Below are 15,882 nucleotides of genomic sequence, written 5' to 3'. Positions count from 1 at the left end.
TTGGGCTATATTAAACGAATATTTATTATCACCTAGTTACAAGGCATGTAATAAAATCCATATAGGAGCCACAGTTTTGTCAATTAGCCGGTGAATTAATACCTAGATAAGCAACAGTTGCGATAAGTAACAACCCTATTGTGCACTCAATTAGCATACTTGTTTTTATTAGTTTCAAACCCTGACTATAATTTCCCTGAGATAGCATAAGATCTAATTTAGGTGTTAGTAAAAATCGATTCGTCGCTGCAAATAGTAGCATCATACAAAAGAATGAAATTTTCACCAATAAAGAAATATTATAGGATGAAAAGACCCCCTCTAATGATATCGGTTTATCCTCAGCACCAAAAGAAATATAGTAAAAGTTTAATATTCCTGTAATTACAAGGATAATAACAACATATGTTCCAACTTTGGCAAAACCTGTGAGTGAGCTAACCAGTGTTTTTACATTACTTGGTTGTTGAACATTTTCAGATGGAAGCAATATAATATATGCAACCATTGCACCAATCCAAGTACTTGCGGCTAATAAATGTAATATATTATTCGTTAAGTGGATATAATGATGTATACCACTACTCATTGCGCCATGCCCAGTCCAAGATAATGAAGCAAATGCAATCGCCCTCGCAAATGTTAACCAGATATATAACCCTGTGGCACCTGCTCTCTTTCTATAATAAAAAGGAATATAAAAATTGACAAAAAGGCAGCCATTCTGATTATTAAGCTTATGCCTAATTCAGTTTCATTTAAAACCATAAGCATAATGTCAGTTTCAATATCAAGCCACCCTTCCGCTCCCATCATGTTGCCACAAAGCATAATAAAGTAGATGATTGAAAGTAATATAGCTACAACATTTAATGATATAAATATTAAATAGCTATTACTTTTTGTAATAAATGAATCAATTCTACCTTTAAGGCTATACCAGATAAAAAATGGAAGCCCAAATATAATAATAAGATCTAAATAAAGTAAAAATCTTAGTGTTATAAATGCGTAATCATCCACTAGTCTCATTCCTTACTTGACAGAGAACGTTATCTTCCCATTAACAGCATGAGTATCTGCTGAAACAGCTCTCCAGCTAACTTCATAATAACCTTTTTCTAAATTATTTTTGGGTGTAATGATTAATTTTTTGTTGTTGTCATCTATCTTGATAGTTGACACCGTATTCTTTAGTATTATCTGTATTAATCAATTTAACCCGAGTCATTTTATGAATTATTCCAGAAGAGAAAACAACTTCAATATTTTCATCATGTGCAATAGACGCATTATTTTCAGGTTTTGTACTAATCACTTCTGTATGAGCTAATGTTGTAACACTAAATAATATTAAAGATGATGCAAGCAATAATTTTAAGTTTTATTTTTCAAAATCTAGAAGCCATTAAAGTACCGCTATAGATTTATAAGGGAACGGTGTAGCAGATATCCCACCTTCCATAAATAAGTTCAATATTTCCTGCTCTACTGTCAGTTCTATTTTCATGGCAATGAACTCTATCTTAATTCTTCACTAAATCAAGAAGCTCAGTGATCACAGATGCAAATTAGCATATAATTAATGAAAAACTGGTGACTAGATGATGACATTTTAGTCATTAAACGAAGCTTTTTGACTAGGGGCTGTATCAGATAGATTAATGAGCAACACAAGACGGATACAGTATTGTCACTAAATCAAAATATTTTTAAGTACTTTTGAAAAATTCAATTAAACATTCGCACTATAAAACCATTTCGTTAAGTAACAAGCTCAGCATCCACCAGCCAATCATCCGCAAATTGTATGCGAATGATTAAGTTTACTAAAATCCTACTTCATCTTTAGTGATGATTTTTACTGTCTTACCAAAAAAGTCAAGATGTTACCCTATTCGTCTAAAGCTTAACGTCACATTCCGTCATTTCAAAAATGTGATGTAAATAACACCTACCTTAGGTAACTATTTTTGTGCTTGGCATTTCAAACATTCTATTTTACTCATTGTTAGAGTTAAATATTCACGATATCATTAGTAAAAAATTATTAAACAATGAGATTTTGTTAATGCATTTAGCTTTACACTATTTTAAAAAGACGACTACACATAAAACCATCATTCTATTTTTGTTTGTTTGTTTATCACACATTGCTCTTGGTTATGAATTCAAGCCTATTTATGCATTGGCGGTATTTTTACTATTATTAGCAATAGACAAATAGATATATCTATTTGTCTATTGTAATTCTTTTGGCGGTTATCTCTGCGATATACTACCCTACAGCCATGTTGTATGGTGAGCCAAGTTTCAATATCGCCACCGCGATGCTATATACCGACAGAAAAGAATCGTTCGAATTTCTTTCTAACATTCCGTACTACTATTATGCAGTCGCTATATTTATATTACTGCTTGGATATGTGACGACTCGGTTTAAATTCGACATTTCAAATAAGTCACGAGTCATTTTTGCATCAATATTTACTGTTATCTTCTTACAAGGCCCTATAAAAACTGCGATTAGCGAGCAGCAATTTTCACTATTAAATACAGGCATGCCTGAGGTTAAATTTCTCAAGCAATCAATAGTGGCTATCACATCGACCATTAAAGAAAACAATCGATTCAAAGAAATGGTATCCAAAAATGATGACTATCCAGCATTAACCAGTACAGGTGAATATGATACTTACGTCGTGGTCATCGGAGAAAGTGTTAGAAAAGACTTACTACATGCCTATGGATTTGAATTAGAAAACACCCCGTTTCTAGATAAAGTCAGCGGCAAAATTTTCACTAATTATATTTCTGCTGCGCCATCTACCGTGCCGTCCTTAACACATACCATCTGCGAACATGTGAAAATTCAAAACAATATAGTCACCCTCGCAAAAAAAGCGGGGTTTTATACCTATTGGATTTCAAATCAAGGTTCTGTTAGTGATGCTGACACGCCAATTGCGAGCATAGGTAAACGAGCTGATACCCCTATTTTTATTAAAAAAGCGTCCTTCTCATCTGATGAAGATGATAACGAACTTATGCCTTATATTAGTACGGCTATTAAGCAGCAAATAAAAGGCAAGAAACTTATCGTTATTCACTTAATAGGAAGTCATACCCCTGCTTGTGAAAGAACAAAAGATAAGTACGATGATTTTTATCTGAGTAAACGCGTTTCTTGTTATGTTCAGTCCGTGAAAAATACCGATCACTTATTACATCTTATTTACAATGAGTTAAAGTCGAGCAATGAAAGATGGTCTATGATGTATTTTGCTGATCATGGCGTCTCTTTCTCAAACAGAAATACACCATCGAAACTCGATTTAATCCACGGTGACGAATATAAAGAAAACTACTCTGTGCCTTTTTTTATTACATCTTACAATGATAAAAATAGCAGAGAATATATTACCTCACGAGTCAGTGGCATGAACTTTCTCTCACTCTATTCTGAATGGCTTGGCATCAATATGTATCAAAAGCCAAATTGTCAATTTATCTCAAATCAAGACTGCAAATTTAGTCATAGCGTTTTAAATTTTAAAAACACTCCGGTCAGTTTTGACCAATTACCTAATGATGTTATCCCTATTCATTAAACAGCTAATGGGGCATTTGCCCCATTAACCTAATATAGCTGTTTGTTGCTGTTAAAGCCGTTTCTCAACCGAGATTTTCTGTCTTCCCAGTATCACTTTTACAGTGGCACTGTTTTATTTTAGGGGAACTGGATGTTCCCCTATAGTGCTATCAATAATGATATTCCGTCATATCAATCCATTGCCCATCATTATCATGGCTACGTTTTGCGGCATCAATAAATGCCATACCTTGTAGTCCCGTTTCAATACCAGGTAATAACTGCGATGCAGCAGCGCCTTCGCGTAAACGCATCGCCGCCTCACGATAAATCTGTGCAAAACCTTCTAAATACCCTTCGGGGTGCCCTGCTGGAACCCTCGCCATAAGCCGATTTTCTTCCCTCTGATGCAAAGAACCTCGCGTCACACAATATGCAGGGGAATCAAAGGGTTTTAACCATAATTGATTAGGATTTTCTTGGGAAAATGCCAAGCTGCCGTGGCTACCATATATACGCAGTCTTAATCCATTTTCCTCACCACAAGCTACTTGGCTCGCCCATAAGCGCCCTTTTGCGCCATTGCGATAACGCATTTGTACACGCACATCATCATCTAACACTCTTCCACTGATCATGGTCGATAATTCAGCACTAATCGCCGATGGCAACATTCCGGTGACGAAAGATGCCAACTGCCACGCGTGCGTACCAATATCACCAATGCATCCTGCCCCCGCCTTTTGCGGATCGGTACGCCAACTTGCTTGTTTGTTTTCCGTTTCCTCTAATCGTGTTGCTAGCCACTGCTGCAAATACTCCACTTCGATATAGCGAATTTCCCCCAACTCGCCGGCTAATATTCGACTGCGAGCTTCGCGAACTAGCGGATAAGCACTGTAATTGTGCGTGAGGATCAACTGCCTACCCGTTTCACTTACAATCTTGGCAAGCTGTAAAGCCTCTCGGTAGGATGTACACAACGGCTTATCGCAGATCACATCGATACCTGATGTCAAAAATTCAGCTGCAATGGGCGCATGTAGATAATTAGGCGTGACAATCGCGACAACATCGATGCCATCATCACGTGCCATTTCACTTTGCGCCATTTGTTGATAACTGGCGTAACAACGCTCAGGAGCAAGGTGCAACCGTTTTCCAGTACGTTTACAATTTTGCTCGTTCGAAGAAAATGCGCCAGCAACTAATTCAAACTCATCGTCCATACGAGCGGCTAAACGATGCACAGCACCAATAAAAGCACCTTCTCCACCGCCAACCATACCCAACTTTAGCCTCATTGTTTCACCCTTTATTTATCACTTTCGATCCCAAGTAATGCTCTAATTTGTTGGCGGTTTGTCTCCACTGCCGCAAAGTCATCAAATGCATGTTCTGCAACAGGAATAATATGATTTGCAATAAAATTAGCCCCCTCCCTCGCCCCCGCTTCAGGGGATTTAAGGCAGCACTCCCATTCCATCGTGGCAACACCTGAAAAACCGTATTGAGTTAATTTGCTAAAAATAGACACAAAATCGATTTGCCCATCACCTAACGAGCGAAAACGCCCTGCTCGCTCAACCCACGGTTGATAACCGCCATAGACACCGCTGCGCCCATTTGGCGTATATTCGGCATCTTTGACATGAAACGCGCGAATGCGTGGATGATAGTGGTCAATAAACGCCAAGTAATCCATCTGTTGTAGTAATAAATGGCTTGGATCGTAAAGGATATGGCAACGTGGGTGGTTACCGACAAGTTTAAGAAAACGTTCAAATGTCACACCATCATGCAAATCTTCTCCGGGGTGCAGCTCATAACACACATCGACACCACACTCATCAAACAGGTTAAGAATAGGCAACCAACGTTGTGCAAGCTCTGTAAATGCCTCCTCAAATAATTGGGCATTATGTGGCGGCCAAGGGTAAAAATAGGGCCATGCTAGTGCCCCTGAAAAAGTGACATGCGTTGTTAAACCTAACTGTTGGGAAGCCTTGGCAGCTTTGATAAGTTGCTCTGTCGCCCATTGTTGGCGCTTTTGCGGGTTACCCCTAACACTAACAGGGGCAAAGCCGTCAAAAACAGTGTCATACGCTGGATGCACCGCAATCAATTGCCCTTGTATATGCGTCGATAATTCGCTGATCTGGATACCATATTGCTGCAACATCACCATCAATTCATCGCAATAGATTTGACTGGTTGCCGCCAAATCTAAATCAAAAATACGCGGGTCGATGGTTGGGATTTGAATATAGGCAAATCCCTGTTCTGATGCCCATTTAGCAAGGCCTTCTAATGAGTTAAAAGGGGCGTCCTCGCCAATAAATTGCGCCAGAAAAACGCCTGGACCTTGGATAGTTCTCATGACTCTCCCCCTAAAATCACAGTGCGTTGTGTACGTACCGCTTCATCTGCGGCAAGTGCAATGTGCAAGCTATTAAGTGCATCTTGTAGGTGCTGTTCTAACGGCAGCTGTTGCCTAATAGCTTGGATAAAATAGTGCTGTTCACTTAGGCACAAGGCCAAATGATCGGGTTCATCTTGGCACTCCACCCAATGGTCGGGACGGATAAAAGCATTGTTTTTATCCAGCTCTGCGTAGTGAATACGTAAAGAGTCAGTGCGTGTGTGTCCATCGACATTGTCACTGTTTCCTTCTTTGTGACGAGCCATAATTGATACCGCACCACGAGGGCCTATCACATCTTTGACAAAATAGGCCGTTTCGCTGATCATCGGCCCCCAACCTGCCTCATACCATCCTACTGAGCCATCATCAAAACGTACTTGCAATTGGCCGTAGTTATACATTTCCTCCGGTAATTCATCGCTCAATCTCGCGCCAATTGCGCTAACACTCACGGGCTGCGCTTGGGTCATCTGGCACATCACATCCAAATAATGAACACCACAATCAACAATCGGTGACAGCGACTGCATCAAATTGCGATGTACATTCCACATCTGCCCGTGACTTTGTTGGTTTAAATTCATTCGCATGACTAATGGCTTACCCAAGTCACGAGCCAAATGAATAAATTGTTGCCACGAAGGGTGATGACGTAAGATATAACCTACCACCACTTGGCGATGAGCTTGTTTCGCCGCAGCAATGACGCGCTTAGCGCCTTCAACCGTTGTTGCTAACGGCTTTTCAATAAATACATGGCAACCCGCCTCGAGGGCTAACAGAGCATAAGCTTCATGGGTATCAGGGTAAGTCGTTAAGCAAACGGCATCGGGTTTTGTTGCTTTTAATGCATGTTCGTAATTATCAAACGTAGCATATCCACCACCTAAATGTTGATTAAGCACTTCTTTTGAATCACCACGAGCCACGAGTCCACAGATTTCAACCCCTTCCATTTGCTGGTAAGCCTCTGCATGAGAGGCCCCCATGTTGCCACAGCCAACAACTAAGACACGTAAATTGGTCATCTTATTGTTTCTCCTCGGCTGATTTGTCTTTATAGTTGAATGTGAAGAAGAATAATGTGGCAATCAATAACGCACCAATCGCTGGATACCACCAGAAAGTTTGCCATTGTGGCAACGCGGCTGCACCTTCAGTGGTCACAATACTATTGAATAGCATGCCACTGATTTGCGAGCCAATTAACATCCCCACACCGTAAGTAAACAGAACCAACAAGCTTTGCGCCTGTCCTTTGACTTTTTCCCCTGCAACTTTGTCCGTATAGATAAAACCGATAACAAAGAAGAAGTCATAACACATTCCATGTAAGAAAATGCCGATATAAATCATCCAACGAAGTTCTTCAGCGATCCCCAAGGAGAACATCACATAACGCAGGCACCAAGACAGCATGCCGATAAGTAACATGACTTTGATACCAAGGCGTGCAAAAAAGAACGGTATCAATAACATGAAGAATAGTTCTGACATCTGCCCTAACGACATCACACCGCCTACGTTAGTAAACCCTGTCGCCGCAACAAATGGCGCAGCATAGGCATAGTAAGCCGCCAAGGGGATAGAAATCAGCATTGCGCATATGATGAAGACTAAGAAATGACGCTGCTTGAGCATTGCAAATGCATCTGCGCATAACAAATCACGCATCGCAACAGGTTTACCCCGTTCTGGTGCTGGTGTATGTGGTAATGTAAAGCTGTAAATCGCTAAAACCAGTGAAGCGATGGCCGCCAATGTGAAAATTTCTATGCTATCGGATAATCCCGTTGAGCCGACAATCAAGCCCGCGACAATCCAACCAAATGTACCGAATGCTCGCACAACAGGGAATGCTTTTTCACTATCAGGTAAACTGTAAAAAGCAACGTTGTTACTCAGCGCAATGGTTGGCATATAGCAAAGCATATAACCGAAAATGATCCATAACAGACCACTGTGATCACCCGTAAAATAGCTTGGGATCATCCATAACAAAATAGCGCCGATAAGGTGCAGCACGCCTAACACTTTTTGTGATGCAAAAAAACGATCAACCACCATACCTAATACAAAGGGCGATAAAATAGAGGCGATAGGCCCCGTTGAATAGGCATCACCAATAATGGCAGATAAACCATATTTCCCCATTACCACCCCAAGCGTGACATACCATGCCCCCCATACAAAGAATTGCAGAAACATCATTAACGCGAGTCGTGGTACGACCCACATATGGAGCGCTTTTGGGCTCCCTTGAGCAAGACTATTTGTACCCATAAGATCCTCACTAATTTCTATTTTTTATTAGCCACTTTCAGGTAAGAAGGACGGCATAACCACACCGCTTGGTTTCTGCGCAGAGCCTTTAACTTGCGCAAAATGTAATTCACAAATTCGGCCACCCCATCGCAATAACGTTTGACACAATGCACTTCGTTCTACGGGGACTAAAACTACGGGTGTCGCCCCACGATGGTGTTTGTCTAACATCCAGCTAAGTAAATCCAGTGCAACCTCATCACGATAACTGCAACCTGGCCCTAGCATCCGTGATGCGGGGTGTGCAATAGAGGCAAGATAGCCTTCGATGCGCTGGTTTCGCTCCCAGACAGCAATTCGCCATAGCCCTGTGGTGTCCTGCAAAAAATACGCAATGTCTCTTTTGCGACGAATGCCTAATAAGTCTGATTCCAACTGTAAAATAGCGGGTAAGTCTTCGATTCGTGCATCGCGCACGATCCCGTCAGTAAGGCGAGGATAATTCACACCTTGTTCTGCCACTGAAATCGCCATGTCTTGGTAAGCCGCATAGGGTGTAAAACCGCCACGACGATAAAGGGAAAAAGAGTCTAAATTCAGGGCACTGGAGATTAACCGGATAGGCAAATTTCCTGCTAATTCATCGGCTTTGGTGAGCAGTTTTCTGGCGATCCCCTTTCCAAACGCGTCGGGATGTACATTCATGATCCCCAGACCCAGGTGGGTTTCTCGGGGATGAAAAAAACACGAACCAACAATTTTCGATTGTGGATCACAGGCTATCCAGTTAGCGCCAGGATCAAGTTGTTGGTATACATCAACAAATAAATGGCAATCCTCGGGTGCTGACTGAAATATCGCCCCTAACCCGTGCTGCTGATACCAGACATTCGTTGAGTGATAAATCAAACGCGCGATCTCACTCCGATCTGTGTGCTTTGCAACCTGTAGCTGTATATCCATTCATTACCTCTCATGTTTTATTGTTTATAAAATGAGGCTTTTCACTAAATGGCAGATAAATTCACAGATGAAATCGATTTCATTTTTACTGAAATCGATTTCATCTATAAAATATAGTCAAATAGTTTATTTCGGCAACTGGCTGAGTGTTTCAAAAACCACCTAAAAGATGATTTTGTAATCGACATCACAACTTGCTTGTATCAATCGTACTTTTTATCACGATGTTGCATACTGTGTATGGCAATAGACAAAAGGAAAATGAACTATGTCGATAGAAAAAGTGGCGAAAATCGCAGGAGTTTCTGCCGCAACAGTTTCACGCGTATTGAATGACCAGCATATTGTCAAACCAGCCACCCGTGAAAAAGTTCTCGCCGCCATCGCACAATGTAATTACCAGCCTAATTTATTAGCACGCCAACTGCGTACCTCCCGTAGTCGCATGCTGTTAGTATTGGTATCAAATATTACTAACCCTTTTTGTTCCATGGTTGTACGCGGGATTGAAGAAGAAGCGGAACGTCATGGATATCATATTTTGCTATGTAACTCTGAATCCAATCCAACTCGTGAATCTGCTTATCTCAGTTTATTAAGAGGTAAAGTGGTTGATGGTGTTATCACTATGGATGCCGTGAGCTGTTTACCCGGACTTACGGATATGATTGGTGATTTTCCTTGGGTGCAATGTGGTGAGGGGGATACTGAATTTCGCGCCTCCTCCGTCACTATCGATAATTCACAAGCCGCTATGGCTGGCGTTTATCATTTAGCGGCTAAAAATCGCCAACGCATTGCATTAATTAACAGCGATATGCGTTATCTTTATTCACAACAACGAGAGCAAGGGTATCGCAAAGCACTTGCGGAGCTTAATTTAGATTATTGTAAAATCGAATATGTGGAAGAGTTAGATTACACAGCAGGGGCTCAAGCAATGGAAAGGTTGCTACAAAGTGAACAAAAACCTGACGCCGTATTCGCCATTTCTGACGTTATTGCCGGTGGCGCAATGAGTGTTTTACATCAGCAGGGGTTACATATTCCTCATGATATTGCCGTGTTAGGGTTTGATGGTGTGCCTTTTGGCAATGTGACCGTTCCGCCATTAAGTACCATTGTGCAGCCTATGCATCAATTTGGTATCCGCAGCGTTCAACTACTCCTCAATAAAATTAAACACCCACAACTTGAAGACTGTCACGAAATCCTTGAATGGCAATTAATTGAACGAGGCTCGACATAAGAGATAGATTTTTATTGGCTTACACTGGAGCTTATTTCTAGGGGCTGTTTACCTTTACTGCTGGTTTTTACCGCTAAAAAAGGTTAAGAACCAACCCCAAAATAGCTAAATGTATCCGTCGTGCTAACAGACGACTATTTGAATCAACTATTGTCCCTAAGAGCAGCCCATGAAAGATAGGCTATCTGTTTTAGAACACCTATCTCCACGTAAGTAAATAGAAAATGACGTTTTACAGTCTATCTTCAATAATCATTGCGGCAGCACGTTCAGCGATCATTATTGTTGGCGCGTTAGTATTACCACTTGGAATTTCCGGCATAACAGAACAATCCACCACACGTAAATTGCCAATACCATGTACTCGCAAGCGCAAATCGGTCACTGAATCTGAAGGGGAAACGCCCATACGGCAAGTGCCAACTGGGTGATAAACCGTTTTACAGAAATTACGGATAAACCCTTCGAGCTCAGTTTCATCATGGCATACCGACTTTGGCGGCATCAACACAGTTTGGCTAACGGATTGTAGCGATGGCGAATTTAAAACATCTAAACCAAACTTAACCGCCCGTTTACACCCTTCCATATCCTCAGGTGATGCAAGATAGTTTGCATGAATTTTGACTGGGGCTAGCGGATCTTTACTACGCAATAAAACTTCACCACGAGACTTTGGTTGAAGATAACCGACTTTCAAGGTGAAGCCATGGGCGGCAGGTAACGGCTCCCCAGGCACATCATCCCAACTGTCTAAAATCGGTAGAAAATGAATTTGTACGTCAGGGCGACCTTGGTTGCAACTATCTTTAAACGCCGCACCTTCAAGGACATTGGAGGCTAATAACCCGCTGCGAAAGACCATCCACTCTAAACCATGCTTAATCGCTTTTATCCCCTGATCGGCACCAAATAAGCTTATTGGCTGCTTAGTGGTCACATTGATAGACATATGCAAATGATCGTGAAAATTCTTGCCTACTGGTAAGTTCGCCACCGTATTAATTCCCAAGGAAGATAGATGCTCTTCAGGTCCAATACCTGACAACATCAATAATTTTGCAGAGCCCATCGCCCCAGAACAAATCAGGACTTCATTGGCCGCTAGCACCGCCATTTCACGACCATCTTTTCCTTGGTAAACCACTCCGATTGCACGTCCATCTTCAATAATAATACGATTGACTTGCGTGTTAAGTTTTAACGTGAGTTTTTCGCTTTTCTCTACCGATTTTAAATAGGTTTGTGATGTGCTCGCCCTTGCACCTTTGTGAGTGGTCGTTTGATAAAAGCTGGTCCCCTGTTGCGTTTCACCATTTAAATCATTTACATATGGTAATCCGTGTTCTTGTGCCGCACGAATAAAGGCCATCGATAGCGGATGGCGATAACGGTTTTCACTCACGGGAAGCGGGCCTTCTGTACCATGATATTTCCCCGTTAAACTTTCATTACGCTCTGCTTTTTTGAACCATGGTAATACATCGTTATATCCCCACCCTTCACAACCATATTTTTGTGCCCAATTATCATAGTCTTGCCGATGGCCACGAATATAAATCATCCCGTTGACTGAGCTACTTCCACCAAGCACTTTTCCTTGAGCAATTTGCATTTTGCGGTTATTAGCATGAGGCTCCGGCTCGGTTTCATAAGGCCAGCTTTTTTGCGCAATAATCTTCGCAACGCCCGCAGGCATGCGAATAAACATATGGTTGTCACTGCCACCCGCCTCAAGTAGCAAGACTCGCGCTTGGGTTTCTTGAATTAAACGGGCAGCTAATACGCACCCCGCCGAACCTGCGCCAACAATAATATAGTCATAATTTTCTCTACTCACGCTTTCGCCTCACCAAGTCAATGCAACAGTAAACACACATTCAGTTAACAATAACCCTTTATTTTATTAATGTATTAACAATGATTTATTAATGTGATTTCAATCAAAAATAATTTCTTGTCCGATTAATCAATCAAAATACAACTTATTGATATTAAGCAAATAAACAAACTCCCATCAAGCGTCAGAGTAGATTATTAATACTTAAACGATAAACAAAATATAGCGAATCCGCTTTAGGTAGCTAGAGAAATCGTGTTCGTTATGTCATCAAGTTAACTAATGGCCATTATGTGGCGTTTAATATAGGGGAGTTATTTCGCGTGGGTACGGTTTTTGAACATTTGCAGTAATTACACAGGAAATGCCTACCTGCTAACGAATGATCATTAAGCATTAGGATGGTTTTAAGTGGAACCTCTCCGCTGTTAGTTTTGCCAACGGCTGAAACTAACAAGCCTGCTTTCGTTGCCTCAGACTACTGACAAACATAATAAATTTGGCGGCTGGTTGGATAGGTTTTGGCAATTAACGAGGAAAATCCATTCATTGATTTTCACCAGATAACACAAAGTGGGAAAACCACGTGTTTATCCCACTTTGCGGTGAATTGTGTTAATACGCTACTGAATTACCAAAATAGGGCATATAACACGCACAAGATCACCATAATTGCGTAAGATGCAATATTGAATCCCGTTGACGTTTTAAACGTTTCAGACGTTAAGACAATCGCGCCAGCACTATCATCTTGTTTTGCCGTTGTCAGGCTAATTAAGCCAATGACGACAGCGGTAAAGAAGAAGGTGTACATCATTTGGTCGAGGAATGGCATTCCTAGTGGCATTAGTTTTAAGAATAATGCGAATGGAATGGAAAGCAACACACCGATGATCGCGCCTTTCGCGTTGGTTTTCTTCCAAAACAAACCCAGTAGAAATACTGCTAAAATACCCGGGCTAACTAAACCAGTATACTCTTGAATATATTGGAAAGCTTGGCCAATATTCCCCAATAACGGCGCAATAAAGCAGGCAATAATTAACGCAATAACCGCACTAATTCGACCAACATTAACTAATTTGTGATCGCTAGTTGCAGGGGCAATATATTCTTTATAAATATCCATGGTGAAAATGGTTGCCACAGAGTTCAACATGGAGGCTAAAGAAGAAACAATTGCCGCAGCTAAAGCAGCAAACACCACCCCTTTCGCACCGACCGGTAAGAACTGCGTCAACCATGGATACGCTTTGTCTGCTTGCGCTAAGGTTGGCATATGTTCAGAGGCCATGGTCCCCAAACCAGCGAGTAATGCAGGATCAGACACAATCACAAATGCAGCAATACCCGGCACGACAACAAGGATCGGGACAATCAGTTTCAAGAATGCCGCAAAAACTAATCCTTTTTGTGCTTCATTGATAGATTTAGCCGCTAATGCACGTTGAATGATGTACTGGTTAAAGCCCCAATAATATAAGTTTGCAACCCATAAGCCACCGATTAATACTGCAATCCCCGGTAAGTTACTAAATTGCGGGTTATCTTGACGCAAGATCATCTCAAAATGTGCAGGTGCTTCACTCGCCATTCTGCTTATACCCGCAAATAAACCTGCATCACCACCAATATAACTCACCGCCATAATTGTGGTTAAGAAGCCACCGAGGATCAGGAAGAAAACTTGAACAACATCTGTCCATGCGACCGCAGATAAACCGCCATAGAGGGAGTAAACCACAGCAAATAACGCTAAACCAAAAATAGCGTAATGCATTGGAATACCAAGAATAGTTTGTAATGCCAATGCACCTAAATACAGTACTGACGTTAAATTAACAAAGATAAAAAGAGCAAGCCAGAATACCGCTAAGATCGTTTTTAATGTTTTATTAAAGCGTTTTTCAACAAACTCAGGAATGGTGAATATGCCTTTGTCTATAAATATAGGCATAAAATACTTAGCCACGATAATCAGCGTCAATGCTGCCATCCACTCATATGACGCAATGGCTAACCCTATAGAAAAACCCGATCCTGACATACCAATAAACTGTTCTGCTGAGATATTTGCTGCGATTAAAGATGAGCCAATTGCCCACCAAGGCAGTGTTTTTCCTGCTAAAAAATAGTCTTTTGTTCCTTTTCTTTGCCCATTTTTATCTCGGGACACCCAAAGCCCGACGGTAATAATGATAAGCACATACAAGATAAATATCCCGTAGTCTAAAGTGCTTAACCCAACACCTTCTGTCTGCATAATAATGTTCCTTCGCCAAATGATAACGGAGTAAGTGTAAACGTTACCACAAAAGAACACCGTTACTTGAATCACATATTCTCACAATATTTTTACTTATGCCTATTTCGCACACTAAAACAGTGCTACACAGGTAAAAATAGCACTTACACAAAGAGAAAAGACCCGTTTATGACGAGAAAACCCCAATAATTTGATAAATGCGTGATAGACGTCAAAAACAAATGTAAACGTTATCATAAAATGCTAGATTGGATGTTTTAGATAAAATTCAATCATTATGAATGTAAAGGACGAACCGAATTTCGCTGAACTAATGTGGGGGAGTAGATTAAATTATCGCCTGCAATATTTTCTCCCCGCGCTAAAGAAAGTGCTAGTTGCGTGGCTTTTTCTGCCATCATTTGAATAGGATAGCGGATCGTGGTTAGACGAGGATGAATATAACGGGCAATTAATACGTCATCAAAACCAATAACGGATACTTGCTCAGGGGCTTTAATTTCATTTTCATCAAGTACGGCAATCGCACCAGCAGCCATAAAATCGTTGTACCCGACAACTGCGGTTATTTCTAACGATTTAGTGAGCAAATTTGTCATCGCTTGTTCACCACCTTCACCATAAGGCACACCGTACTCAATATAGCTATCCGACAGCACAATCCCATTGTTTTTCAATGCATCGCGATAACCTAATAACCGCTGTACCGCATCTTCAATTTGATGGTTTGATGAAATATAAGCAATTTTAGTGTGACCATGACGAATAAGATGTTCCGTCGCTAAATAAGCACCTTTGTAGTTATTTAAGGAAATACAACGATGACCAATTTGCTCAATATGGCGATTTATCAGCACCATACTTGGGACTTCTTTTGCGTATTCAATCAGTTCATCATCAGATAGGGCTTTAGAATGGATAATTAAAGCATCACAGCGATTATTGATCAGTAGCTCTATGGATTGGCGCTCTTCTTTCGCGTTGTGGTAACCATTACAAATTAAAATGTGTTTGCCATGTTTATGTGCCACGGCATCAACCGCTTTGACCATCACCCCAAAAAAGGGATCTGATACATCATTGACTAACACACCAATGGTATTTGAGCTTTGATTAACCAGCGCACGAGCCGCAGCATTGGGACGGTAGCCAAGTTTGTTCATGGCTTTTTTCACTGATTCAATAGAGGCTTGGCTCGCCTTTGGTGACTGATTAATCACCCGTGAAACAGTTGCGACGGAAACCCCCGCCTCTTTCGCTACATCTTTAATTGTCGCCATCG

Annotated in this window: 13 protein-coding genes; 2 read left to right on the top strand and 11 right to left on the bottom strand. The window is 41.1% G+C overall.

Annotation, left to right across the window (positions count from 1 at the left end):
* Positions 1-79: 79 nt before the first annotated feature.
* Genes AB6N04_RS03430 through AB6N04_RS03420 form a run of 3 tightly spaced genes read right to left on the bottom strand, consistent with a single transcriptional unit; the run spans position 80 to position 1,185 of the window.
* A complete protein-coding gene (locus tag AB6N04_RS03430) occupies positions 80-589 on the bottom strand; it encodes a CopD family protein (protein WP_369310533.1) in 510 nt (169 codons plus the stop codon).
* A 53-nt stretch (positions 590-642) separates the two neighbouring features.
* On the bottom strand, positions 643-1,023 hold the full coding sequence (locus AB6N04_RS03425) for a hypothetical protein (protein WP_369310532.1): 381 nt from the start codon (positions 1,021-1,023) through the stop codon (positions 643-645).
* A 12-nt stretch (positions 1,024-1,035) separates the two neighbouring features.
* On the bottom strand, positions 1,036-1,185 hold the full coding sequence (locus AB6N04_RS03420) for a copper resistance protein CopC (protein WP_369310531.1): 150 nt from the start codon (positions 1,183-1,185) through the stop codon (positions 1,036-1,038).
* Between the two features lie 1,052 nt (positions 1,186-2,237).
* Between AB6N04_RS03420 and AB6N04_RS03415 the strand changes: the two genes are divergently transcribed.
* On the top strand, positions 2,238-3,611 hold the full coding sequence (locus AB6N04_RS03415) for a phosphoethanolamine transferase (protein WP_369310530.1): 1,374 nt from the start codon (positions 2,238-2,240) through the stop codon (positions 3,609-3,611).
* Positions 3,612-3,762: 151 nt separating this feature from the next.
* Here AB6N04_RS03415 and AB6N04_RS03410 read toward each other — a convergent pair whose 3' ends face one another.
* From AB6N04_RS03410 to AB6N04_RS03390, 5 genes are read right to left on the bottom strand one after another with little or no spacing between them, the layout of a single operon-like run.
* Entirely contained in the window at positions 3,763-4,896 is a 1,134-nt protein-coding gene (locus AB6N04_RS03410; RefSeq protein ID WP_369310528.1) for a Gfo/Idh/MocA family oxidoreductase, read from the bottom strand.
* Positions 4,897-4,907: 11 nt separating this feature from the next.
* A complete protein-coding gene (locus AB6N04_RS03405; protein ID WP_369310527.1) occupies positions 4,908-5,972 on the bottom strand; it encodes a sugar phosphate isomerase/epimerase family protein in 1,065 nt (354 codons plus the stop codon).
* A complete protein-coding gene (locus AB6N04_RS03400) occupies positions 5,969-7,045 on the bottom strand; it encodes a Gfo/Idh/MocA family protein (RefSeq protein WP_369310526.1) in 1,077 nt (358 codons plus the stop codon). Before AB6N04_RS03400 ends, AB6N04_RS03405 begins: the two co-directional genes overlap by 4 nt.
* 1 nt (position 7,046) lies before the next feature.
* Positions 7,047-8,300 carry an MFS transporter gene (locus tag AB6N04_RS03395; protein WP_369310525.1) on the bottom strand — a complete coding sequence of 418 codons (1,254 nt, stop codon included), beginning with the start codon at positions 8,298-8,300 and terminating at the stop codon, positions 7,047-7,049.
* 27 nt (positions 8,301-8,327) lie between these two features.
* The gene (locus tag AB6N04_RS03390; protein WP_369310524.1) at positions 8,328-9,245 is read right to left on the bottom strand and encodes a GNAT family N-acetyltransferase; all 918 of its coding nucleotides are present in this window, start codon (positions 9,243-9,245) and stop codon (positions 8,328-8,330) included.
* Between the two features lie 268 nt (positions 9,246-9,513).
* On the opposite strand from AB6N04_RS03390, the gene AB6N04_RS03385 reads away from it, so the two are divergent.
* Entirely contained in the window at positions 9,514-10,494 is a 981-nt protein-coding gene (locus AB6N04_RS03385; RefSeq protein WP_369310523.1) for a LacI family DNA-binding transcriptional regulator, read from the top strand.
* Between the two features lie 232 nt (positions 10,495-10,726).
* On the opposite strand, the gene AB6N04_RS03380 is transcribed toward AB6N04_RS03385, so the two are convergent.
* The 3 genes from AB6N04_RS03380 to AB6N04_RS03370 form a co-directional block, all read right to left on the bottom strand.
* Positions 10,727-12,334, bottom strand: a complete 1,608-nt coding sequence (locus AB6N04_RS03380; RefSeq protein ID WP_369310522.1) for a GMC family oxidoreductase — start codon at positions 12,332-12,334, stop codon at positions 10,727-10,729.
* Positions 12,335-12,965: 631 nt separating this feature from the next.
* Complete coding sequence (locus AB6N04_RS03375) at positions 12,966-14,597, bottom strand: sodium/sugar symporter (protein ID WP_369310521.1); 1,632 nt, start codon at positions 14,595-14,597, stop codon at positions 12,966-12,968.
* Positions 14,598-14,875: 278 nt separating this feature from the next.
* Entirely contained in the window at positions 14,876-15,880 is a 1,005-nt protein-coding gene (locus AB6N04_RS03370; RefSeq protein ID WP_369310520.1) for a substrate-binding domain-containing protein, read from the bottom strand.
* Between the last annotated feature and the right edge of the window lie 2 nt (positions 15,881-15,882).

The organism is Providencia rettgeri (assembly GCF_041075285.1).
Lineage (GTDB): Bacteria > Pseudomonadota > Gammaproteobacteria > Enterobacterales > Enterobacteriaceae > Providencia > Providencia rettgeri_G.
The sequence above is the reverse complement of the archived record's forward strand: the minus strand, read 5'-3'. Positions and strand labels throughout refer to the sequence as shown.